The 24,030-nt window shown below is 68.8% G+C and carries 16 protein-coding genes and 1 pseudogene; 9 read left to right on the top strand and 8 right to left on the bottom strand.

Annotated elements, in window-relative coordinates:
* Positions 1–383 precede the first annotated feature (383 nt).
* Positions 384–821, bottom strand: coding sequence for a hypothetical protein (locus ACFWV2_RS26200; RefSeq protein WP_384408332.1), 438 nt, complete (start codon positions 819–821; stop codon positions 384–386).
* Between the two features lie 331 nt (positions 822–1,152).
* Between ACFWV2_RS26200 and ACFWV2_RS26195 the strand changes: the two genes are divergently transcribed.
* Positions 1,153–3,813 carry a Helicase associated domain protein gene (locus tag ACFWV2_RS26195; RefSeq protein ID WP_384408330.1) on the top strand — a complete coding sequence of 887 codons (2,661 nt, stop codon included), beginning with the start codon at positions 1,153–1,155 and terminating at the stop codon, positions 3,811–3,813.
* A gap of 83 nt (positions 3,814–3,896) precedes the next feature.
* On the opposite strand, the gene ACFWV2_RS26190 is transcribed toward ACFWV2_RS26195, so the two are convergent.
* From ACFWV2_RS26190 to ACFWV2_RS26180, 3 genes are all read right to left on the bottom strand, one after another.
* Positions 3,897–4,091, bottom strand: a complete 195-nt coding sequence (locus ACFWV2_RS26190) for a hypothetical protein (protein ID WP_384408328.1) — start codon at positions 4,089–4,091, stop codon at positions 3,897–3,899.
* Between the two features lie 1,661 nt (positions 4,092–5,752).
* The gene (locus tag ACFWV2_RS26185; protein WP_384408325.1) at positions 5,753–7,012 is read right to left on the bottom strand and encodes a ParB/RepB/Spo0J family partition protein; all 1,260 of its coding nucleotides are present in this window, start codon (positions 7,010–7,012) and stop codon (positions 5,753–5,755) included.
* Complete coding sequence (locus ACFWV2_RS26180) at positions 7,009–8,256, bottom strand: ParA family protein (protein WP_384408323.1); 1,248 nt, start codon at positions 8,254–8,256, stop codon at positions 7,009–7,011. Before ACFWV2_RS26180 ends, ACFWV2_RS26185 begins: the two co-directional genes overlap by 4 nt.
* Before the next feature lie 1,688 nt (positions 8,257–9,944).
* Between ACFWV2_RS26180 and tap the strand changes: the two genes are divergently transcribed.
* From tap to ACFWV2_RS26155, 5 genes are all read left to right on the top strand, one after another.
* Complete coding sequence (gene tap, locus ACFWV2_RS26175) at positions 9,945–12,185, top strand: telomere-associated protein Tap (RefSeq protein ID WP_384408321.1); 2,241 nt, start codon at positions 9,945–9,947, stop codon at positions 12,183–12,185.
* Between the two features lie 9 nt (positions 12,186–12,194).
* Complete coding sequence (tpg, locus tag ACFWV2_RS26170) at positions 12,195–12,752, top strand: telomere-protecting terminal protein Tpg (protein ID WP_384408319.1); 558 nt, start codon at positions 12,195–12,197, stop codon at positions 12,750–12,752.
* 680 nt (positions 12,753–13,432) lie between these two features.
* Positions 13,433–14,425 carry a bifunctional DNA primase/polymerase gene (locus ACFWV2_RS26165; RefSeq protein WP_384408317.1) on the top strand — a complete coding sequence of 331 codons (993 nt, stop codon included), beginning with the start codon at positions 13,433–13,435 and terminating at the stop codon, positions 14,423–14,425.
* Positions 14,422–15,996, top strand: a complete 1,575-nt coding sequence (locus ACFWV2_RS26160; RefSeq protein ID WP_384408315.1) for a phage/plasmid primase, P4 family — start codon at positions 14,422–14,424, stop codon at positions 15,994–15,996. Before ACFWV2_RS26165 ends, ACFWV2_RS26160 begins: the two co-directional genes overlap by 4 nt.
* Before the next feature lie 190 nt (positions 15,997–16,186).
* Positions 16,187–16,561, top strand: a complete 375-nt coding sequence (locus ACFWV2_RS26155; protein WP_384408313.1) for a DUF6009 family protein — start codon at positions 16,187–16,189, stop codon at positions 16,559–16,561.
* Between the two features lie 679 nt (positions 16,562–17,240).
* On the opposite strand, the pseudogene ACFWV2_RS26150 reads toward ACFWV2_RS26155, so the two are convergent.
* A pseudogene (locus tag ACFWV2_RS26150) lies at positions 17,241–17,471 on the bottom strand (WhiB family transcriptional regulator); the annotation flags it as partial.
* A gap of 491 nt (positions 17,472–17,962) precedes the next feature.
* Here ACFWV2_RS26150 and ACFWV2_RS26145 point away from each other — a divergent pair.
* Entirely contained in the window at positions 17,963–18,793 is an 831-nt protein-coding gene (locus ACFWV2_RS26145) for a DUF6008 family protein (RefSeq protein ID WP_384408340.1), read from the top strand.
* An 82-nt stretch (positions 18,794–18,875) separates the two neighbouring features.
* Here the strand turns inward: ACFWV2_RS26145 and ACFWV2_RS26140 are convergent, their stop codons facing one another.
* The 3 genes from ACFWV2_RS26140 to ACFWV2_RS26130 form a co-directional block, all read right to left on the bottom strand.
* Positions 18,876–19,559: a MerR family transcriptional regulator gene (locus ACFWV2_RS26140; RefSeq protein ID WP_384408311.1), complete on the bottom strand. Its 684-nt coding sequence runs from the start codon at positions 19,557–19,559 to the stop codon at positions 18,876–18,878.
* A complete protein-coding gene (locus ACFWV2_RS26135; protein WP_384408309.1) occupies positions 19,556–21,052 on the bottom strand; it encodes a hypothetical protein in 1,497 nt (498 codons plus the stop codon). The genes ACFWV2_RS26140 and ACFWV2_RS26135 overlap by 4 nt, the downstream gene beginning before the upstream one ends.
* A 455-nt stretch (positions 21,053–21,507) precedes the next feature.
* Complete coding sequence (locus tag ACFWV2_RS26130) at positions 21,508–22,458, bottom strand: ScbA/BarX family gamma-butyrolactone biosynthesis protein (RefSeq protein ID WP_384408307.1); 951 nt, start codon at positions 22,456–22,458, stop codon at positions 21,508–21,510.
* A 117-nt stretch (positions 22,459–22,575) separates the two neighbouring features.
* Between ACFWV2_RS26130 and ACFWV2_RS26125 the strand changes: the two genes are divergently transcribed.
* A complete protein-coding gene (locus ACFWV2_RS26125; protein ID WP_384408305.1) occupies positions 22,576–23,193 on the top strand; it encodes a ScbR family autoregulator-binding transcription factor in 618 nt (205 codons plus the stop codon).
* Between the two features lie 75 nt (positions 23,194–23,268).
* On the top strand, positions 23,269–23,991 hold the full coding sequence (locus ACFWV2_RS26120; protein WP_384408303.1) for an HAD family hydrolase: 723 nt from the start codon (positions 23,269–23,271) through the stop codon (positions 23,989–23,991).
* Positions 23,992–24,030 lie beyond the last annotated feature (39 nt).

Genomic DNA, 24,030 nt, shown 5'->3' with positions numbered 1-24,030 from the left:
GGGTACCACATCGCTGCGCGATGTGCAAGCGAACCCCCGCGCTGCGCGCGGGGAGGGCCTGCCCGCTTCGCGGGGGTGAACGACTCGCTGCGCGAGTCGTTCACCGTGCCTGCTTCGCAGGCACGGTGACGCTCCGTCCGCTTCGCTCCCGGAGCTGGGGAGGGGACTTCGTCCCCTGGGGCTTCCGCTGCGCTTCAGCCATCAAGCGGGTCCGCTGCGCTCCCGCTTGATGACCTGTCCGCTGCGCTCCCAGGTCGACCCGCTTCGCGGGCTGCTAGCGGTGGGGGTGGTTCGGGAGGCGGTAGCACCTGGCCCTGCTTCTCCACGGCTTAAGCCTTCGCTTCGCTTCGGTCCAGGATGGCCGGCGAGGAGGTGTGGGGCGGTCAGGTTTGATCGGCCCTGCCCTTGGGTGTCCAGGTCCAGGGCTTCACTGCAGGCATGGGGCCCTCCATGGTGCTGCGGAATTTTTCCTTCAGGCTCTTCGGGGGTGCTTCCTTCTCTTCCCGTGAATGGACGAGCTGGGCTGTGGTCACCCGTATATGGCATTCGCGGTGACGTTGCTTCACGAGCACTGCCCAGGAGCCGCCTTGAGTGAGCAGGGCATGGCGGGCGGGCTCGTCTCCCGGGCGTGTGTGCCGGGCCAGGATGCCTGGCAGGAAGTGCAGCGCCGCGTCCTCGGCGGCCGCGGTCGCCTCCGCCTGGTCCTGGCCGATGCGGTGCGTGCCTGTGAGCATCCATCGGTGCAGTTTGAGGTCGGTGCCGTCGACGCGTTGGGTGGTTCGGGTGTCCTCTTCGATGAGGACGTACCAGTCAGCGGTCACGGGTGGCCGTTATCCGCTGATGCGGGACGGGAAGTGGCTCAGGTTGATGCAGCATGTAGAGTTGGCGGAATGACAGGGTGTCCTAATGGGTCTGTCTAGTGGATCCAGGTGCTGAGTCTCGTTTTCGGTGGATCGCATTGGCCGTACTGGACAGCTTCTTCGTAAGAATGGTCGCCGAAGTAGGCGCACGGCGGATAGTCGCACTGCATGCCGTACCAGACTGTCCATATCAGGGCGGTGAGGGCGAGGGCGGATGCCAGGTGCTTCCACGTAGGGGATCCTGCGACGGGACGGATCATGGCGCTGATCCTAGGACAGAGAGTGCAGGGTCTTGATTTCGCTCAGGGAGCATCAGGTAGACCAGCGGTCGGCGTTTCGCAGATGGGTGGGATTTCCTGCAAGATCACCTGTGCCACCGGAGGGGGCTCGGGGCACGATCGTGTCGGCGACCGGGTCGGGCAAGACCATCACGGCCGCCGCGTGCGCGCTGGAAACGTTCGCGGACGGTCGGGTCCTCGTGACCGTGCCCACCCTGGACCTGCTCGTGCAGACCGCCCAGGCGTGGCGCCTGGTGGGCCACACCGCGCCGAGGGTCGCCGTGTGCTCGCTGGAGAACGACGCGGTCCTGGAGCAGCTCGGGGTACGGACCACGACCAATCCGGTCCAGCTCGCCCTGTGGGCCGGGAAGGGGCCGGTCGTCGTGCTCGCCACGTACGCCTCCCTCGTCGACCGTGACGACCCTGAGGACCCGACAGGGCAGCGGAAGGTTCGCGGGCCTCTGGAGGCCGCTCTGGCGGGCGGGGAGCGGCTCTATGGCCAGCGCATGGACGGCTTCGACCTCGCGATCGTGGATGAGGCCCATGGAACCGCCGGTGATCTTGGTCGTCCGTGGGCGGCGATCCACGACAACCAGCGGATCCCCGCCGACTTCCGGCTCTACCTGACCGCGACCCCGCGCATCCTCGCCGCTCCCCGGCCGCAGAAGGGCGCGGACGGCCAAGAGGCGGAGCTCGCGACCATGGCCGACGACCCCAACGGCACCTACGGCGCGTGGCTCGCGGAGCTCGGACTCTCGGAGGCGATCGAGCGCGAGATCCTTGCCGGGTTCGAGATCGACGTCCTGGAGATCCACGACCCCTCCCCCGTCCTCGGGGAGTCCGAGGAAGCGCGACGCGGCCGGCGCCTTGCCCTGCTGCAGACCGCACTTTTGGAGCACGCCGCCGCGTACAACCTGCGTACGGTCATGACGTTCCACCAGAAGGTCGAGGAAGCCGCGGCGTTCGCGGAGAAGCTGCCCGAGACCGCGGCCGCGCTGTATGACGGCGATGCCTCGGAGATGGACCTGGCGGCCGCGGAGAAGCTCCCCGCGTCGTCGATCGACGCCACCTTCTACCAGCTCGAGACCGGCCGCCACGTACCCCCGGACCGGGTGTGGTCGGCGTGGCTGTGCGGGGACCATCTCGTGTCCGAGCGCCGTGAGGTGCTGCGGCAGTTCGCCAACGGCATCGACGCGGCCGGGCGGCGGGTGCACCGTGCGTTCCTCGCCAGCGTTCGCGTTCTCGGCGAGGGCGTGGACATCACCGGCGAACGGGGAGTCGACTCGATCTGCTTCGCCGACACCCGCGGCTCCCAGGTGGAGATCGTGCAGAACATCGGACGGGCGCTGAGGCTCAACAAGGACGGCTCCACCAAGGTTGCCAGGATCATCGTGCCCGTCTTCCTGGAGCCCGGCGAGGACCCCACCGACATGATCGCCTCGGCCAGCTACCGCCCCCTTGTCGCCGTCCTCCAGGGCCTGCGCAGCCACGATGAGCGACTCGTCGAGCAACTCGTCGAGCAACTCGCCTCCCGGGCACTCACGAGCGGCAAGCGCAAGGTCCACGTCCGGCGTGACGAGGACGGACGGATCATCGACGCCGACAGCACGGGCGACAACAAGGACCAGGAGAACAACGACACGCAGGCCGCCGCCGAAGCAGCCCTGCTCCACTTCTCCAGCCCGCGCGACACCGCGACCATCGCGGCGTTCCTGCGCACCCGGGTCTACCGGCCCGAATCCCTGGTCTGGCTTCAGGGCTACCAAGCCCTCCTCCGCTGGCGGAAGGAGAACGAGATCACCGGTCTCTACGCCGTCCCCTACGACGTCGAAGTCGAGGTGGGGGTCACCAAGGACTTCCCGCTCGGGCGATGGGTCCACCAGCAGCGGAAGGCCCTGCGGGCAGGTGAGCTCGAGGAACGGCGCAAGACCCTGCTGGACGCCCCGGAAGCCGGGATGGTGTGGGAGCCGGGCGAGGAAGCCTGGGAGAACAAGCTCGCCGCGCTCCGGTCGTATCGGCGGGCCACCGGGCACCTCGCGCCGCGTCAGGACGCGGTCTGGGGCGAGGGCGAGACGATGGCGCCGGTCGGGCAGCACATGGCGAACCTGCGCCGCAAGGGCGGCCTGGGCAAGGACCAGGAGCGGGCGGCGAAGCGCGCGCAGCAACTGACCGCGGTCGATGAGGACTGGAACTGCCCCTGGCCCCTGAACTGGCAGCGGCACTACCGGGTCCTGGTGGATCTGGTTGACGCCGACGGCCACCTGCCCGACATCGCGCCCGGCGTCGTCTTCGACGATGACGACCTGGGCACGTGGCTTCAGCGGCAGAAGAAACCGGCCACCTGGGCGCAGCTGATGCCCGAGCAGCAGGAACGGCTGGCCAAGCTCGGCGTGCAACCCGACCACGCCCCCGCCCCCGCACGTGCGGCGAAGGGGGGCCCCAGCAAAGCACAGGCGGCATTCCAACGCGGCCTGACGGCCCTCACACAGTGGGTCGAACGGGAAGGCGACCGACCGGTGCCAAGGGGGCACAGCGAGCAGATCGCGGTCGACGGCGAGACGGAGCCGGCGATCGTGAAGCTGGGCGTATGGATCACCAACACCAAAACCCGGCGAGACAAACTCGACCAGGAGCAGCTGGGTGCACTCCGAGGGCTGGGAGTCGAGTGGGCGTAACCGCGCCGAGGGACGAAGGTACCCGGACAGGCCGCAGGGGAGGTCCCTCAGCGGCGCTCGGGGCGCAGCGGGCCGGCCGGGGGTCAGTGTCCCGGGCGGCCGGCTTTGGCCCCTCTCTTGTGGAGGGCGGAGGACAAAAACGCGGCGAGACCGGTCGCGGCCGCGCTCCCGATCATGACCCTCCCCACGCCGATCGCGAACAGGCCACTCGCCTCGTGCGACCAGTCGTAGGCGGCGGCCAGGGTCAGGCCGCCGGAGGTGCCCGGCACCGCGGCCACGACGTGCCCCCGCAACGCCGCCCAGCACACCGGTATCCACAGCCCCCAACCCCAGCCCGATCACCTGCCACGCCTCATAGGGGCCGGTCGAGGAGCCATCGGGGTGCACGCCACGGTGCTGGTCCCACCCCAGCCAGGCCGCCCGCCACACCCGCGAGCAGCACGGCCGTCACCGACAAGGACACGGGATTACCCGGGCCGGTTCGTCACACCCCCGGCCTCCCGGCATCCCCCCACCCACATCAAAGCGCCGATACCCACTCACACCCGAGCAGAAAACACACCCCGCACATATGGCCGTGTCTTTGACATCGGCCCTCTCCTGCTCGGCGGCGACCCCTGACCCGCTGACGCAACTCCCCCCTTGCGTGACAGCCCGCCGGTGCCGATCCCCCAGACCGGCCCGGACAGCCCCTGACCGCTCCAGCACCGTGACCCGACCCCGGCCTTCTCGAACCGGGGCCCGGTGCCACGGCCACGGTCCAGCCGATGCTCTGGTAGGTCACGGGCACAACACGGACTCTCCTGCACAGGTACCGCCCTGCAGCACCGCGCTCATCGCGCCCTCACAGCCCGGACAGCCCAGCGGCGCCCGAGGCCTGACCCGATGGACGTCCTCCCACGGGATCCCGCACGTCAGAACCGGCAATCCCGCATACAGCCGCCCGACGACGGCGTGCAGCCGTGTACGGCACAAGCCCCTCCACCCACACCCACACAGAGCAGGCCAGGCCAGGCCGCCAACGGCCGAACTCAGCACGAGGCATCGCGTCAGACACTACCGGTCCCCTGTCAGCCGACAGCGGACCGGAACAGACCACCCCACCCCCGTGCCCATCCTGGAGGCCGGCTACCGCAGCACGCACCCGACGCGACGCAGCCACACCGCGGGCAGCAGCCTCCGGTGCAACCCTGCGCAAACCGCGAACAGGCCGGATGGGGGGGCTTACCCACGGCCCATGATCCGGATACGCCCGACGGCGCACCCGGCGGCAGACACCGGTCGACGCCGGCACCCGGGGCGGACCAGGACCACGGCCATCAACGCGAAACCGGACACCGCCACGCCAGCGAAACCACCGATCCCCTCGCGCAGTACTCGAACAAGACCTGGCCGAGGAACAGCATGACAAGCATCATCACGGCCCCGTGGTGGCACAGGAAGGCCACAACAGGCTCCAGGGGCCACTCCCAGACCGACCGCCGGACGGGCACCTCACAAACGGACGGCCGGACGGGCTTCCGCAAAAGACCCCTCCACAGACCGCCGGATGGAGTCGGACATGAACATCCCCCAGGGATAAGCGTCCGACTGCCGACCCATCAACGCAGCCAACCGCACTCTCAAACAAAGGGCCAGCCGCGCAACCCCCGGCACTCACAGCCCCAAGGAGACCACACACCACACAACCCAGGCCTACACCCCGGATCCCCCACACGGCGGACCAGGCATAAGCAACTCCGGACCAACCCCGCATACAACCGACCGCCCAACCCGCACAAACCCCCCAAACACACCAAAAACAACAAACCACACCCCGAACAAGACGGGCGCTCACGGCAAGGGGCCCCCTTCCCCCGTACGGGGAGAGAGCCCCTCATCCTGCTGTCGAAGCCCCCAGCCTCGGAAAAAGCGAAGACTTCGTCGTGCTTGAGCTCAACTACTCCTCTTCGCCCAGTCCTGTGGCGATCTGCTGGAGAATCTCTGCCAGCGACGTACGGGCAGGTTGATCAAGGTCGGTCCGGAGGTCCGCCACCACGGCTTCCACTCCCCTGCTGCGCTTGAAGTAGCGCTGGATGAAGGCGCTGCGCTGCCGTGGGGTCAGGTGGTCGAAGGCCAGATCCATCAGGGCAGTGCCGTCGTCCAGAGGCATCTGCGAGAGAGACGTAACCTGCGGACCAGCTGAACTCGGCGGCGCTGCTGACCGCTCCCCTGCTGGATCCTCTGGGGTTGCCACTTCTCTGCTGCTTGAGAGCGGCTCGGGTGCGAGGTCCGAGGTCGAGCTCTGCGCCGGTGGAGTTGCTGAAGCTTCCGTCGCGCTTCTGGGGCCGGGTACCTCGTCCGTGAGGGGTCCGCGGCTGTTGGGGCTCGGGTTATCACGGCGTGATAGGTCGGTGGCGGTGCTGCTCGGAGCGCTCCGCTCGGCAGGGGCACCCGCTTCGGGGACGGAAGGGTTATCACGGCGTGATAGGTCACGCTTGACGGCGGCCTTCTGTCCTGCGGTTTCCGCTCGAGCATCGGCTTTCGCGCGCTGCTCTTCAGGGGGAAGTTTGGAGAGGTTACGGACGTGCTCGATCGTCCGTCGGCCTTCGACGAGGTCTGACTGGAGTTCGAGGTCCAGGTCGAGGATCGAGAGCTTGGAGGAGATGGTCGACTGGGCGATGCCGAGGCGCTTGGCGGCCTTGTTCTGCGAGCCGTAGAACTTGACGAGCGTCTTCAGTGCGTGGGCCTGCTCGATGGGGTTCATGTCGTCGCGGTGGACGTTGGCCACGAACGCGGCTTCGAGGAGGGCTTCGTCGGTAGCGACAAGGTTGTTGTTGACGCTGACCCGGATCGTGGTGGCGCCCGCGAGCCGTGCGGCTTCGAGTCGTCGGTGGCCGTCGACGACGATGTACCGGGCGCCTTCGTCCACGTCGTCGGCTCGATCGGGCCGCTCGGCCAGATAGGAGTCGAGGGTGGCGACAGTGATGGAGTTGACGAGGCCGATCTCGCGGATGCTGTCGGCCAGGCCCTCAAGATCGCGAAGCTCCTCGCGAGGGTTGTCAGGGTTCTGGCTGATGAGGTCGAGCGCAAGCTCGCTGGGGTCCGGAACGCCTTCGGTGGGTGCGCCCGTAGCGGCTCCGATCGCTGCACGTCGGGCGCTGATGGGACGGGCCTGGGCGAAGGACGCGCCAGCGCCGAGGTTCTTGGCCTTACTCACTTGCTGATCTCCCGTGCGAGGGCTCGGAGGGCGACGGACTGCTCGCAGCGGGGTGCGTAGGCGAGGAGGGGGCGCTTGGCCCGGACGGCTTCCTTCTGCTCCTTGAGGTCTCCGATGACTCCGACGACGCGGGGATCCTTTATGTCCATCCAGGACTGGAGGGAGGAGGTGGCGATGTAACCGCGGCGGGCGTCGTAGTGGTTGACGACGAGGCCGAGGTAGTCGATGTCGAGGGCGAGGTCGCCTCGCATGTCTTCGATCTGGGAGGTGAGCAGGCCGTAGGCGTCAGCGCTGCTGTCCTCGGCCTGGACGACGATGAGGACGCCCGAGTTGCCGGCTGCTTCGTTGTCCCGGCGGCGCCCGTAGTAGGAGGCGGCGTCCATGCTGAGTCCGAGGCTGGGCGGGCAGTCGATCAGGATGACGTCGTAGTCGGCTTCGACGGTACGCAGTGCGCGCTCGAGGGCGGCTTCGCGGGCTCGTACGGATGCGAGGCGGACGTCGAGGAGGAAGGCGTCGGTGCAGGCGGGCAGGAGGTGGAGCCTGTCGCCGAAACGCTCTTCGTCGACGGCAACGATGAGGTCGGTCAGCTCCCCCTTGCCTTCGCCGGCCATGTGATTGGTGAGGGAGTCCCCGTTCATGGGGAGCGGTTCATGACCGAGTTGCTTGGTGAGGTGACTCTGTGGGTCGAAGTCGACGAGGAGGACGCGCTGTCCGAGACCGGGGAGGTCTTCCAGGGCGAGCGGGTCCTCGGGCCGGTCGTCTTCTTCAAGCAGTGCGGCGAAATGCTTGGAGACTCGGACAGGTGCGAGCGCGGCGGGGTCTTCGGCGAGGGCTTCGCCGAGACCGGCGGTCATGGCGGTCTTGCCGACGCCGCCTTTCTGATTGCAGACGACGATGCGGCGGACTGTCTCGGGTCGTTTGACCTCAGGGACGGGGTTGTTGTCGAGCCAGAGAGTGATGGCTTGAGCGACTCCCTGGGTGAGGGAGACGCCGCGGTTCTTGCAGTCGTCGCGGAAGCCATCCCACAGACCGTCGGGGAGGAAGGTGGAGTAGGTCTCTGCTCCGGCGGTGTCGACGGGCGCGAGGTTCGAGCCAAGGGCGCGCCAGGCGTCGATGCCTGCTTCGACAGCGTTTTGCATGTCGAGGCCATGGATGGCAGCTCGGACTTTGAGTTCCTGTCGGAGGCTGCTCGTGAGCTTGGTGACGACCTTCAGCCGGTCGCCGCCCGTTTCAGGTGACGTCATGACCGTCACTCTACTAACGGTTCAGATCATCTTCAGCCATCAACACGTAACCAAGGTTACGAACTTCTGGTGGGGTATCACGCCGTGATAACCCCTCACCAGCTACAGCAGACACGTCGACTTATCACGCCGTGATAGGTCGGGCACCTCGGCTGCCGGGAACTACGAGCAGCCGCGACCTCGTGCAACCCGGTACAGATGCGCCGCCTGCAGCACGACAGGGGCCTGAAACGAGGACGGGGTGCCGCATGGCGGTGATCGAGACGGCGCCGAGTTCGCAGGACGGGCCCGGGGGAGGCCCCCAGGTGCCGTGGCAGTGGCAGTGGCGTGGATGCGGACGACGACCCGGGGATACGGGGGATTACCTCGTCCTGGTCGTCACCCGGGTAGAGGCACCGGCGGGTCGGGTCCAGTCGTGAGCGCGTTCTACGTAGAGGGCTGCGGCGTGGAGGGTGGCGACCCGTCGGTGGGGGTGTCCGAGGAGGAAAATGAGTGTGTGGCGCCCTCGTTCGGCGTCCGGGGGGCACGTCGACGATGTGCAGGCCGCCGAGGGCTTGGAGGTAACCAGGCTTCGTCGGATCCTGGTCGGTGGTCCAGAGCCGGGGCCGCCGGCTGTCTCGTGCAGGGTGGGGGCGGTCGGGGGTGCGGATTCCTTCGACGGCGGCTGCCGGAAGGTCGACGGCGTCGGCCTCGTCCGGGTCGATGAACCGCTGGTGGTCGTCGGCGTCGTACGAGGCGGTCGTTGCCGGTGCGCCTGTTGTGCCCCTGCCTGGCGACATCGGCGCCGCGAATGAGGCGGGAGAGTTCGGTGGAGGCGGCGCCGATGGAGACGGCGGCTTCGAGGTCCTGTCCGTCCATACGGACAGGACGGGCTGGTGGTGCAGGTCGGGCCAGGGGCCGGTCGTGCTGGTCGGCGGGGCAGTGGGTGCGGGCCGCCAACTCGTCGCCGTAGGGCGGGAGGCGATGCCGCGGGGCCCGGCCCCTGCGGGGGAGGCGGTGGCCGGTGGCGGCGAGGGTCTGGTTGGCCTGGAGTCGGCGGCGCGTCCGCAGGCTGTCGGCGATCAGGGTGGCGATGGCGTCGGAGGTGTCCGCCAGGCCGACCCACCGCCCGAGCATGTGCAGACAGGCACGGCATCCGTGTCGGCGTCGAGGATGACGACGTAGTCGCCGTACCGGTCCGTCACGATGTCTCGCAGGATCGGGACCGGTGCGGTGTCCAGGACCACCAGGGCGAAGGCCGTGCGAGCCGGAGGGCGGGTATCGCGTCGACCCATCCGTCGACGGCGCAGTGCTTGGTGTCCATCAGCCGGCGTCCGCCAGGGTCTCTGTGCAGCGAGGGGAGCGGGGTCGGGTGGTGCGCTGCACGAGCACCAGGAGCTCGCGGTTGCGCTGGTGTTGTGCGTCGGTGAGCGGGCTGGGCTTCGGCCGTGGCGGCCAGAGCGGAGAGGCCGGCGGCTCGGGGCGTACTCGGCCGCCTCGTCTTTGAGGCCCGTGCTGTCCGCAGGGGGACATGCCTGATGAGAGAGAGCCCGCGCCGGAGTGGCTGTTGTCATGGGTGACCAGCTGGCTGCCAGGAACGACTGCGTGCCGGACGAGTCGCCTACCAATAGCAGACGTACGCGATATGTACGTTGAACGTACGCGATTCATACGTTTTACGAGGTAGGCTCCTCGTCAGGAGGTGTTCCATGTCCGAGTTGTTCGACGCGGTCGATGCTCTGCTCGCGTCTCGCGCCACACTCCCGCTGCCGGCGGAGCGCAAGCGACTGCGCGTCTCACACGGCCTGACGATCGACGAAGTGGCCACCGCCCTTAAGGTGCGCCGGGCCACGGTGTCCGGCTGGGAGGCGGGCAAGACCGAGCCCCGCCCGCCCGAACGCGACGCATACGCCCGGCTGCTGGACAAGCTCGCGGAGCTCTACCCCGCCGCCGGTGCCGACGTGGCCGCGCCCGTCCAGGACGCCGCCGTGCCGGCCCCGTTCACCGCCGCATCCGATCCGGAAGAAACGCGAACTCCCTCCACAGGTCCGGCGCCTGAGGTCGCGGACGTGACCGCACCCGAGAACCCCGCCCCGGTCGCCGCTGCTCCGGCGGCCGCGCCGCGTCCGGCGCGCACCACCAGGACGTCGTCGACGTCACCCCGCACGGGTGCGAAGAAGGCGGCCCCGGCCGGCACCCCGGCACCCGGCACCGATCCGCGGTTCGAGAACGGACCGCTCGCGGTCGTGGACGTCGAGGACGGGAAGGCGTTGGCGTACTGCACCGGCGGCCTGGTCCTGGACGTGCCCGCCAAGAGCATCCCGGCCCTGGTCGACTGGACGCTGCGCGAGGCGAAGCTCGGGGCGCCGAAGCTCGCCGGTCCGGGCAAGGACGCCGACCCGCTGATCGTGCTCACCGAGACCGCCCTGGAGCGCTACGGCCTGCCCGCAACGCTCACGGAGGAGGAGCGTCTCGCCGGGCGTCTGCCGGAGCGCCACACGGTCATCAGGCAGCTGGCCCGCGCGGAGTGGAAGCTGACCAAGCGCGGGTTCGGGCCGTGGGCGCGGATCTACCGTCCCGCGACCGGCTCGGAGCGGGCCTGCGTGCAGCTGTGCATCCCGTCGTGGAACGCGCTGGACACGCGGCACTGGGGCGAGGCCGGGCAGCTCCCGCCGGCGGAACTCGCCCGCGTCCTGGGCGTGTACGCCTCCCGGGTGATGACGCCGCGCGGCTCGACCGCCGTGACCGGTCTGGAACTGATGACCGCCCTGCACCCGCCGACGCGCGCCTCCGAGCCGGACGCCGACGGCAAGCGGCACTCCGAGCACAACCCCGGCTCGCTGGGCAAGGACGCCATCGACCCGATGAACTGGCCGCCGTGCGAGGTCCCCGACGGCCACCCGGTCCTCAAGGACCTGCCCCGGTTCCACGTGCGCGGCCCCGGCGAGAAGCTGTTCGAGGAGGCGTACGACTGGGCACGGCCGATGACCGATGCCGAGTGCACCCTGCGCCACCTCGTCGGCATCGACGTCAACATGGCCTTCGCCGCCGGCGCCAACGGTCTGAACGTCGGCCTCGGCGAGGCGACGCACGTCAAGAACCCTGTGTTCGACCCCAAGCTGCCCGGCTCGTGGCTGGTCGACCTGTCCCACGTCGACCTGTCCCGCGTGAAGGTCGGCAAGGAGTGGGTGGAGCTGGACGGCGGCCTGCTGCCCTCTCCGTTCACGCCGAAGGGCGAGCGCCCGGAAGGGCCGGCCTGGTACGCGACGCCCACCGTGGCGTACGCGGTGGAGCTCGGCTACGCGGTGCGGCCGGTGGAGGCGTGGGTGCGGCGTGAGAACGGCCGCTACCTGGACGGCTGGTACAATCGGCTCCGCGACGCCTACCTCGCCACGATGGCCGACCTCGGCGTCGACACCGACCTGTCGCCGGCCGACTTCCTCACGGCGATGAACGGCTACAAGGCCCGTGACCCGGAACTGGGACTCGTCGTCTCGGCGGTCAAGGCGACGGTCAAGGGCGGCCTGGGCAAGCTGCGCGAACGGCCGCGCGGGGAGGGCTGGAGGCCGGGCGAGCCGTGGCGCGCCCTGTCCCGTCCGACGTGGCGGCCGGACATCCGGGCGGCGGTCATCGCCCGTACCCGGATCAACCTGCACCGGAAGATCGTCAAGCACGCGTCGTTCACCGGGCAGTACCCGATCGCCATCCTGTCCGACTGCGTCGTCTACGCGGCCGACGGCGAGAGTCCGCTGGACTTCCTGCCCTACCGGGAGGGCAAGCCGCTGCCCGGCGGCTTCAAGCTCGGCATCAACCCCGGCCTGGTCAAGCACGAGGGCACCCAGACCGTCCTGTGGGGAGAGGAAGTCCGCGAGAAGTTCGACGCCCCGGACCTCAACCTGGCCCGGTACATCAAGGACGGTACCGTCACCGACGCCGACAACGGCGAGTAGGAGTGGGCGATGAGCAAGTTCGGGGACAGCCTGGACAAGGCCGTGGAAAGAACCTTCACCCGTCCGGCGCCCAAGAGCGCGGGCGCGCAGATGCGGTATCTGGTCAAGAAGCTCGGCGGCACCAAGGCGGTCGCCGTTCTCCTCGGCATCTCCCAGCGGCAGGTGGAGCGGTACGTGGTGGGCACGGCCAAGAAGCCCCGCGCCCACCTCGCCGCGCGCCTGGAGCGCGAGGTGAAGAAGCGCTGGCAGCCTCAGATCAGGGCCAGGGCCCGCCAGAAGGCGGCGTCCACGGCCGGCATCATCATCGACACCCGCGCCCGCATGGGCTACACCGCACCGATCGGGACCACCGACCAGGACCGCATCCGGCATCTGACCATCGCCCTGCCCCCCGTCTACGCCGCCCGCCTCTTCGACGCGCAGGACGCCGACGCCGGCGATGACGAGCTGCGGGAGATCGCCGCGGAGGCGCTCAAGGAGGTGTACTTCCAGGACGGCGGCCGCCGCGCCGGCTCTCTGGAGGAGGTCCGCTTCACCGACGTGGAGCACCTGGAGTTCGAGCTGTAGCCCGGCTTCCTGTACAGAGCTTCTGGCCCCCCGGCATGAGAACTGCTGGGGGAGCCAGGCGTTTTGCGTCCCTCCTCCTGGGAGCAGGTCGCTCACCCCCCTCAGCGTTCGGTCCCTACCGTGCCCTTCTCGGCGATCGGTCCCTCCCATTTCAGTCCCTCCGAAAACCAGCAGGTCAGAAGCGTGTGGAGAGGGACCCAGGGACTGGAGGGACTCAAATTTGCTGTTTCCAGCCTTTACGTGCGTGCGTGTATGCGCGGGCGTATGTAAGTCCTTGTGCTCTGAGTGGCTCATAACTAGAGATTTGAGTCCCTCCAGTCCCTGCTCAGCCCAGCCCAGCCCCCTGACCTGCAGGTTTATGCAGTGACTGAAGCGACAGGGACCGAAGGGGGCTGGACCGGCATCAGCCCCTGGAGCAGGGGGAGGGTGTCCGGGGGAGGGGGCGCACCGACATGCGCCCTCACGGCGTCGCGCCCCTCTGTTCCAGCGGCCGAAGAGCGACGGAAGGGACCGAAGGGACCCAGTTCCGAAAGACCGGTGACGTCATGCGCGAGTCAGGCGTGACGCTGCGCTAGCATCCGCAATAGGGAATCTTCAGTCCCTTCAGTCCCTGCGAACGCCTTCAACGCACCATCAAGGAAGAGCCAGTGCCCGTCCGTCCGGTGGATGTCGCGACCTGGATGGTCCGACATGGGTTTGCAGTGCACCCTCTGGCTCCTGGCGCCAAGACACCCGCCCCCAACTGCGAAGCATGCGCAGCGGGAACTCATCAGGCCCGAGACTGCCCCTGCCACGCGAGACTCGGCTGGTGCCACGGCTTCCACGCTGCCACCACCGACCTCGACGCCGTCCAGCAGTGGTGGGCTACTCAGCCCCGATTCGGGATCGGAGTCGCCTGCGGGCCCTCCCGCCTGATCATCCTTGACGTGGACGCCCACACCACCTGCCTGCCGGAGCGATCACGTCTTCTCCCCGGAATCGCCATCCACGACTCCGTCGATCTGACCGGCCTCAGCAGCGGCTTCGACACTCTCGCCCTGCTGGCCGCCTACCGGCGAAGGCCCAACCCCTGCACGGACACCTCGACCCTGCGCGTGCGAACGCCGTCCGGCGGTATGCACATCTGGTACCGCGCGCCCCGCATCGGACCCCCGTTCACGTCTTCCAGTGGCTCCAGCAACCGGACCGCCTTCGCCTGGCAGGTCGACATCCGAGCCGCCAACGGATACATCGTCGCGCCCGGCACACGCACGACAGCCGGTGCCTACGAAGCCCTGCCCGGAGCCCGCACCCCCGCTCCGCTGCCCCTGTGGCTGGTCGCTGAACTCACCCGCACCGGGCACCGGGCAGATACACCACCGCCGACAAGCCCCCCTGCCTCACCCCCTCGCACCGGAGACGGCCCGCGCATCCTCGCCACTCTGCTCAGCAACATCGAGGCCTGCGCCGCCATCCCCGAAGGAGCAGCCTTCAGCGAGAAGCTCAACCGGGCCGCCTTCACCGCCGGCGGACTCGTGCAGGGCGGCCATCTCAGCGACGCCGAGACCCGCCAGTTGCTTCTCGAAATCGCGGCGCGCGCCCGACCTCATCAGCCCCGCAGAAACGCCCACATCGTCGAGACCGGCATGCGTGCCGGCAGCGCCCGACCCATCCGACTCGAGGAACGCACATGAGCAGCGCCGGAAGCACCGGGTTCAACGCCCAAGCGGCGGCCGAACAGCTCGCCGCGTTCGGCGACGAACCCGTTGCCGCACCCGCGAAACGGGTTCCTCCCCAGCACAAGAACGGGGGAGCCGCCTCGACAGGCTCCTCCGACTTCGTCCAGTCCGGGGTACTGGGCAACCTCAGCGACCGTGGCAACGCCAAACTCTTCGCCCACCTCTACCACGACCGGTTCCGCCACGTAGAAGGGCTGGGCTGGTACGTCTGGGACGAGTACCGCTGGAAGCGGACCGGCGGGGAGAAGGCCGCCATCTGGGCCGCGGGGGACATGGCCGAGGAACTCCCCACCACCGACCCCCGGGGCGTCTTCACCGACCGCGAACTCACCCAGCACCGCAAGCGCGCCATGTCCACCTCCGGCGTGAAGGCCATGCTGACCCAGGCCAAGGCCTCACCCGAACTCGCTCTCGACCCCGACAGCCTCGACGGCGACAAATACGCCCTGTGCACCCCGGCAGGCGTCGTGGACCTGCGCACCGGTGAACTCCACAAACCGGACCCCACCCGAGACCTGCACTCGCGAGCCACGTACCTCGCACCGGAAGCCATGCCTACACCCCGGTTCCACAACTTCCTCGCCCAGACCTTCGGCGAAGACGACCGGGGCAAGGAAATGATCAACTTTCTGCACCTTCTGCTCGGCTACTCCATCACCGGCGACGTCGGCGGACAGGTCCTGCCCTTCCTCTACGGAGTCGGAGCCAACGGCAAGTCGGCACTCCTCGACGTCGTCATCAAGATCCTCGGCGACTACGCCGACGTCGCGCCTCCCGGCTTCCTCATGGAACGGGGAAAGTTCAATGAGCACTCCACGGAGCTGACCGAGCTGCACGGCCGTCGGCTGTTCGTGTGCAGTGAACTGAAGCCGCACGACAAGTTCGACGAGGCCCGCGTCAAACTCCTCACCGGCGGAGACCGCCTCAAGGCCCGTCGCATGCGACAGGACTTCTTCAGCTTCGAACCCACACACAAGCTGTGGCTGCTCGGAAACCACCGTCCCGAGGTCGGCACCGGTGGGCACGCCTTCTGGCGGCGGATCCGGCTCATCCCCTTCGAACGCGTTGTCCCCGACCACCGCAAGATCGACAACCTCGCCGAAATCCTCGTCCACGACGAAGGACCCGGCATCCTCCACTGGATGATCCAGGGAGCCAAGGCCTACTTGGCCACCAAACCGCCGCTGACCGGCCCGAGCGTGGTCCGCACCGCGACCCAGGCATACGCCACGACCGAAGACCACATCGGACGTTTCCTCTCCGAGTGCTGCACCACCGGCGGCGACCTGGAGGAACCCCGCGATCTGAAAGTCGAGCAGGGAGCCCTGTACCGCGCCTACAGCATGTGGTGTCAGGACGGCGAAGGACTGCGCCCCGCCACCACCCGCGCGTTCGCCACACGGATCAGAGCCGAAGTGGGCGTCGCCTCGCCCGGCGAGATGCTCCGCTCCAACGGACAGAAGTTCTATCCCGGGCTCGCTCTCCTGGCAGACGACGAGCCGCCCCGCCGCGGCGCAGACGGGTAGGCCTCACGGTGAGGCCGGAATGCGTGCTCCCCGAGAACGACCGACACACATACCATGGAAGAGGAATGAGCCGAGCCACCACAGTGCCGGGCCCCGTGACGGCCGGCCCCATATCGCCACCGGCGCCGAGCACGGCGTGGAGGACACCGGGCCCCCCGTGGGCCGAGATGACCGAGAAGGGACCCAGGCCATGAGTTCGCTACTGACGGCAGGCGACCTCACCCACGAGGACAAAGTGGTGTGGCTGGAAGACCCTGAAGAGCTCGACTACGTACGCCAAGCCCTCGACAAGACCCCCCGCCGCCGGGGGAAGCCCCGCTACCACCGCGACGGACGCATGATCGGCTTCGCCGAGCTCAGCGAAAGCGCCGAGGCCGACCCCGACAGCGGACTGCAGAAACGACGGGTCTTCTACCTGCTGCCCCACGACCGGGACGCAGAGCCCAACGGGCTGTACCGCGCGGGTGCGCCCGGCGAAGCGGTCGACCCACGGACGATCAGGCCAGGCCAGGTCGGCAGCAAGACCACCCGGTCTCAGCGGGGATCCGAGACGACGGTCGCCTAGACCGGTTCTCCGAGTCCCTTCGGTCCCTGCCCGAGGCGTCCCGGCGGGCAGGACGGACAGTCTCCGGGAACAGCGGATGTCGTGCGTGCCCGCGACCGTCGTCACCGCCGGAGCCCTGGCGGCCGCCGACTGCGCCCGTGTACGGGGCGAGAGGGTCCCTGTACGGCGAGCGACAACGGCCCGCCCAGCAGGGCTCGGGCACGTGGCGGCGCGTCGCATGCCCCCCCCGGGTACGTGCCTTCCCACGCCGGTTGCCACCCGCCGCACTGACGTCTGTGGGCATCCGGACCACCACACTCGTACAGGATGGACCGAGAGTGATCACGTGCATGGTGCACCTGAGCTGCTCGATGATGGTGGAACGAGGATGCGAAAGTACGTTGTCGTCGGATCACGGGACCGTCTGACCGCGTGTTCGTCGGTCGTCGCTTCGTCGGTTCATCGGTGCCGGGGAACGACCACCAGGCCGTGGCGTCCTTCGTATGCTCGGCGCTGAGGACCCCGCTGCGGCTGCCATGGATGAGCGGATCGGGCAGTTGCCGGCGAGTCCGGCGCCCAGTGCTCCCGCTGAGGTGCTGCTGTGAGTTTTCCGCACTCTTCGGTCGAGAACGAGGCCCCTGCTGTCGGTGAGCTACTTCAGCGCTCGGTCCGGGTCGGAGCCGTGCGGTCAGGACAGGCCGAAAGAGGCGACGGCAGGCTTGCGCCTCAGCAGCCTCCGGCGTTCCCGTTCGGTCGTTCCGCCCCAGATTCCGTGTTCGATCCGGTTGTCGAGGGCGTAGGCGAGGCAGCGGGTGCGGACGGAGCAGCCGGTGCAGATGGCCTTGGCCTGATTCTGGGCCGGTCCTTGCACAAAAAGGTCCTCGGCGTCGGCCGTCCGACAGACGGCGTTCTCTATCCAGTCCTCGCCCATTCCGTGCCGGCCTTTCCGCTGTGTCCCTGTGGCTGCGGAACGACTCGGACGAGCCGTTCGGCCTCGACCGTAGGGGAAGCACCGACCACGCGGCAGGGCCGGATCGGCACTCGCTGCACCTTCAGGTGATTGGTCCAGTGGGGCGCGCCTGTCGTGGTGTGCACGTTCTTCCGTCGCAGCGGTGCGAACAGCACCGCCCGCACGCGGGCATCAGACCGTCCCCCATCTAGGGGCGTAGCCGACCTCATCCCGCGCCTCACGGGAAACGCTCGACGAGTCCTCCTCCAGCGCCACCCGCGACGCGCCGCCGGCGACCTGAGCTGCTTACGGGCCATCACGTCGTGACGACCCGGAAGGCTCCTCCCCGCCGGGCCCAGGAAAGTCAGCACTCTGGAAGTGGCTCGCCCCGAACCGGGATCCGTAGCGTGACAGAACCGTCATGTACGACACGCCGACCTGAGATCCCGACAAGGAGCCCATTCATGGTGCCCATGGACCACCCGCACGGAGGCCACGGAGGCCACGACATGGGAGGGGCGGTTTCCTCCCTGGACAGCTGGGGTGCTGTCCTGTTCATCGGATGGGCCGTTGTCATGTGGGCTGCCGTCGTCGTGGTCGCGTACGCCAACCGAGGGCCGGTGCGGCCCTGGCTGTTCAGGACCTCGGTCGCCGTCATCGGTCTCGGCGTCGTCGGCCAGATCGGGCACTTCCAGGAGCACGTCGTCCAGGCCGGCTACTGGGTGGCGAACCCGTACTCTCCCGCCTGGATGACTCCGTGGGCGAACAGCATCGCGCGGGGCATGGGCCAGATCGACCCGACCAAGCCCGCCCTCGGCATGGAGATCCTGCACCTCACCGGCAACTTCATCTTCCTCGCCGGACTCGTCGGCATCGTTCAGATCACCCGCCGCGCCACCGGCGCCCTCAAGTCCCGCAAGTGGGCCAAGATGGGCGTCTGGATGCAGGGGATCCACGGCATCGAGCACATCGTGCTGACCCTGTCGGTCGCGCTCGGCGCCAGCCGCGCCATCGGCCTGTCCACCTGGTTCGGCGCCATCGACCCGGGCCCGGCCCTCGTCACGTACCGCGTGTGGTGGCACTTCGTCGCCAACCTCATCGGCACCGCCATCCTCGCCGCCGCCCTCTTCCACCTGTGGAAGGAGAAGAAGGCGGTCAAGGACGGCTACCTGCCCGAGTTCGCGAGCGCCGCCGACGGGGACCGTGCCCTCTTCCCTGCTTCCGACCCCGTCTCAGACTCCGCGGAGCAGTCCGCTCAGGGTGCGGAGCACGTGCACGAGCGGGAGCTGGTGAGCCGCTCGTAGGCGCGCCGACCCGAAGCGTGGGGGAGGGGGCTGCCCGGCGGGCGGCTCCCTCCCCTTGCCCGTCGGTGGCCGGTGCGGTGCATCATCCTGTCGTAGCTGTCGTAGCTGTCGTAGCTGTCGTACGGGCCAGTCGGCGCAGCGCCGACAGCAGTTGGTCGCCCAGGACGGCCGCAACGACCAGGCGCTCCGCCGGGCCCGTCCCGTTGGTGGAGGAGTGCAGCAGCTCCGCGTCGGTCGTCGCCGCCTGCTCCGCTGCGTCGGCGTACGCGTCGATCCGGTCGGCGAAGTGGTGCTCGTCCAGTTCGCCCAGGGTGTCCAGGATCTCGACCACCCGTGCGAACTCGGGGCCGTCGGCGGGCGCGTGCCAGCTACGGCGCTCGGCGAGTGCGTAGACCAGGGCCAGGGTGCGGGGGTTCGCCGTGAGGATCGCGAGTGGTCCATCCTGCGGGGCGGGGGCCGCCAGCACCTCCAGTGCGTCCAGCCTGGCGGTCCCCCTGCCCCGGCATGACAGGTCGGACTCACCGTCCAGCACGGTCACGATGGCCCGGACCTTCGTCACGGACAGGCCGCCGAGCTCGAGCAGAGCCCGGATCAGACGCAGCCGGTGGACGTGCTCCTCGGTGTAGCGGGCCTGGTTGCTGCTGGTGAGGCGGCCTGCGGGAAGCAGGCCCTCGCGGATGTAGTACTTGATGGTGGGCGTGGACACGCCACAGGTGCGGCCGAGTTCCGCGATGCGCATGCCCGTCGTGGGCGGTGCGGGGCTCATGACGTGCCCGCCGGAACGCGCGCGTCGGCGTCCTCGGGCAACCGGGCTCTCTCCTCGGCGCGGCAGCGCCAGCACAGACCGCGCGGGGCCGGGCGTCCGCAGGTTCCCTCGCGGCCCCGGCAGGCGATACCGATCGCCGCCGGTGGCCCGGGGACCGGGGTGAGCCCGGGGCGGGGCCGGCATTCCGCGCACAGCCCCGAGTTGCCGGGGTGGTGGGGCCGTTCGCACTCCGGGCAGCACTCCACGACGCGTAGCCGGACCTCGGCGGCCGGTCTGGTGGGGGAGGGTGTGGTGGCTGGTGCGGTGGGCGGCGGGGTGCACCGGCGATGCGCCGCGCGCTCGGCGATCACCTCCCGGCAGGCCCGGCACTCGGCGCCCGTCGACCAGAGCACGCCCGCCTCGCAGTCCGGGTCGGCGCAGCCCCAGCGGCGGAGTGCGACGCCCAGCAGCCAGCGGCCGGGGTCCCGGATGTCTGCGACGAGGGTCCGGGCGAGGCGGTGGGCGAGCCGGGCCTGCAGACGCCGGACCTCGGTGCCGTCGTCGAGCTGGCGGGCGATCTCCTGGCCGATGCGCCGCTGCACGTAGGCGCCGACCCCCGTGAGCAGGAAGCGGACCGGCTCCAGGACGGTGTGCAGCCGTGGGCTGAACGTCAGCTGCGGGCCCCTGTAAGGGCTCTTGCCGTCGCTGTGAGTCGTGGGGGAGGGAGCCGGAGCTGTGCCGCCCGCGCGCAGCGCGTGATCACCCGGTGCCTCGGTGGGGCGCGCTGCTGCGAGGCGGTTGTCCACAGCCTTGTCCACCGGTACTTCGCCTACGGCGGGTGACACAGGCATCGCGTCGTTCTCGGGTCGGTCAATCCTCAGGTCTTCCTTGTTCGCGAGCGAACGCGCATCAGGTTGGGGACCTGACCGGTCATCAAGAACAGAGGACAGGGGGGCCTGTTGGTCATGGACGAGGAAGAGGTGGCGACCCCTGGACCCGGCTCGCCGATGGACGCTGATCCAGCCGGACGCCGCCAGTTCGTCGACGATGCGGCCCGCCGCTTCGGCGGTGAGGGCCTGGCCGGCGCGTCGGCCGGAGTGATGGCGCAGGAAGTCTGCGAGGACCCCCTCGGTCAGAGGGATGCCGCGCACGACCGCGTAGGCGATGACGGCGTACGCGCGTAGCAACCGGGGCCGCAGGTGTTCACTCGCCGCGACGGGCAGCCAGATGAACCGTTCGGTGGGGTGCAGTGGACGGACCCGGCGGCGTGCGGTGGTTCCGCAACCGCCCGGGAGGGATCGGCGCCGGCTGTCGGGAAGCTCGACCACGCCGTCGGGAGCGACGGCTCGCAGTTGCGCGAGGCCGCGTTGCACGGTCGAGGGGGAGACACCGAGGTACGACGCGAGGGTGGCCACGCCCGCGGTACAGCCCTCCGGGCGCAGCCCGAGTGCTTTGACCTTCATGTAGACGCTCAGAGCCGCGTCGGCGTAGTGAGGGGACTCGACGAGTCGCATCGGCACCTTGACCCGCCCGCGAGGGAGGGGGGCGGGCGTGGAACGGTCCGTTGCAGCCCCGGAGTGGCTGGATTTTTGGGGTGAAGAATGGCCGTTAACGCAACTTTCCGTTTCGGAAAGGTGTGCAAGGGGCTGGAGAATTACAGAACTTTGGTTCATCATGAAGTGGTCTCCTGGCAGGAGGCATGAAGGAGCCGCTGTGCGGCGGCTTCACGGTTCTGGCAGAACCTGACATCGCGCGTCTCTGGGGTGGCTCCCGGAACGGGCCTTCGCCCGTCGAGTTGGCAACTCGACGGGCGGTATGAAAACGACCGTGGACCTCAGTGGTGGCTCACTGGGTTCCGGTCGATGCCGGTCCCCCTGGCAGGCACCGGCCGCCCTGCACCCTCACATGGCTTCCCCCTCCCCTTCCCCTCCCCTTCCTTCACCCGATGCTCCGGGTGAAAGGCTCTTCATCAGAGCGAGGCCACGTCCGCCAGCTCCGCGCTCGCGCTGAGCGCGAAGGCACCCCCCTGAACCGCGTTGACGCGAATCGTTCGGCGGCTGCCGTCCGACGACGCGGTGTCCACCGGTTCGGCCTCGATCCAACACGGTTCGTCGAACTCGACGTAGCGGTTGAACGAGACGTCCATCGAGACGGGCATCACCGCACCGGCGCTCGACGGCTGCATGGCGTGTCCCGCCTGCCGTACCGACTCCAGGAGCAACATACCGGGAACGTGGTCGAGAGCGTGGTCGAAGAGAACCGGATGACTGGTGTCCACGCGGAGTTGCCAGCGCCGGCGGTCCGGGGTCGGAGCGAGCACGATGTCCTGCTTGCGCAGGCGGCCGACGGTGCTCCGTGAGACCGGCTCCGGCGGCTGCGGCGCCCGCGCGAAGATCTCGCCGACCTCGCCCCGGCCCGCGCGCAGTCGCTGGTAGACGGCGGGGGAGTGGCTGCCGAAGCGCACACTGGCCATGGCCAGCAGAGAACCGCGGCGGACGGCTTCCATGTGCATGGACATCGTGACGGGTATCGCGCGGTGGTACCGGATGTCCGAACAGGTCACGTGCAGCTCGACGTCCGCCGGTGTGCCCTCGATGCGCAGAGCCTGCGGGTTGACGGCGAACTGCAGGCGCGACCACGAGAGGCTGTGCCCGAACGGGACGTGGTAACCGACGTGTGCCAGCAGGGTGCTGGCCTGCCGGATCGTTTCGCAGAGCAGCAGGGGGTCGTGCATCCCGTGCTCCGGGACGTAGAAACTGTGGCTGCGGGGCCACTGAGCGGTGACCTTGTAGGTGTCGCGGCCCGCCATGTTCCAGCCGGTGAGGAACACTTCCGACAGGGCCGCCCGGTGGACGTACTCCCTGGCCACCGTCGTGGTCAGCGCCGGTCTTGCCTGAAGTTCCGTGGTGGTTGACAGCATGCCTCTCCCCTAGGGCGTGCGTGTGGGGTTCCCCCCCAGGACCCCCTACCGGTCGATGGGGGACGGGCTATAAAATATGGTCGTTCTTTTTTTTTGTCGAGAGGGAGGCCGGGATCCATGGCCAGGCCGCAGCAGGACCGTGCGTTGAAGACGCGGGAAGCCATTGTCATGGGGGCCGCGGAGGTCTTCGACGAGTACGGGTTCAGCGGTGCCAGCATCAGCAAGATCATGAAGCGGGCCGGGGTCTCCCAGGGTGCGATGTACTTCCACTTCAAGTCGAAGGAAGACCTGGCGCGCGCGGTGATGAGCGCGCAACCCGAGACGGTCATTCCCCGGCTGGGCTCGCACGGCTTGCAGCGCATCGTCGACACGACGTTCGTATGGGCCTGGCAGATCCAGAGCGACGTTCTCCTGCGCGCGGGTGTCCGTCTCACCAACGAACAGGACGGCACCGGCGTGCGCGACGCGACGCCGTACACGGACTGGTCCCAGATCCTCGAAGTGACGCTGCGGGAGGCCCAGTACGACGGTGAGCTCCGGGAGTCCGTCGACGTCAAGCAGCTCTCCGAGTTCCTCGTCAGCGCGTGCACCGGGATGCAGATGTACTCGAACGCCGTGAGCGCGCGCCAGGACCTGCCGGAACGGACCGTGGCCATGTGGAAGCTCCTTCTCCCCAGCATCGCTGCGGGACGGATCGTAGACTCCATCGACCTGGACGTGAACCGTCTCGGCTGACCGCGGTGACGCCCCGCCTCTCTCTCGCACGATCTCTCGCACCGTCCTCGCCCCGACCGACTCAGGAGATCCCTCGTGTCCTCAGGACTTCGACAGCTGCGCCTCGCCGCGCTCAACATCGACGGCGTGTTGCTGAACGACACCTTCAGCCCGGTCATCCACAACTTCATAGTCAGCCGTGGCGGTGTCTACACCGCCGAGGTGGAACGGCACGTCTTCTCCCAGCCCCAGCAGGTGGCAAGCGCCTACATGGCCGGCGTGGTGAGCGTGCCGATGACGGCGCAGGAGGCCCTGGACGCCTACTTCGTGGAGCGTGACGCCTACCTGTGCGACGACCCGGTACGGCTGGTCGACGGTGCCGTCGACCTCGTGCGCCGCCTGCGAGGCCTCGGGCTGAACACGATCTGCTACGGAGGGCTCGGCAGGGAGCACTTCGACCGATTCCTGGGGGAGTGGGCCCACCTCTTCGACGGTCCGGGATACGTCTGCACCAACGACTTCCGCCCCGGCATCCGCGAGATCACGACCGAGACCTTCGGACTCGCCTACGACCAGGTGGTGTTCATCGACGACGTGGCTCGCGTGGCCGAGAGCGCCAAGGAGCTCGGCGTTCCGTTCATCGGCCACCCCAGTGCCTTCGAGCACAGCCATCAGCGCCAGCTGATGAGGGAGGCGGGCGTGCGACACCTCGTGGACTCCCTGCACGCGATCGACGAGGCGATGCTGCGCACCGTCGACGCCGAAGCCGCCGCCGGCGCCTTCTGGGCCCCTGCGACCACGCGCCTCGTACCGGCATAGGCCCGATCGGGCCCACAGAGCTTTTTCTTCTCCGTCAAC

The sequence above is a fragment of the Streptomyces sp. NPDC058671 genome (genome assembly GCF_042716475.1).
Classification (GTDB): Bacteria; Actinomycetota; Actinomycetes; order Streptomycetales; family Streptomycetaceae; genus Streptomyces.
The sequence above is the reverse complement of the archived record's forward strand: the minus strand, read 5'-3'. Positions and strand labels throughout refer to the sequence as shown.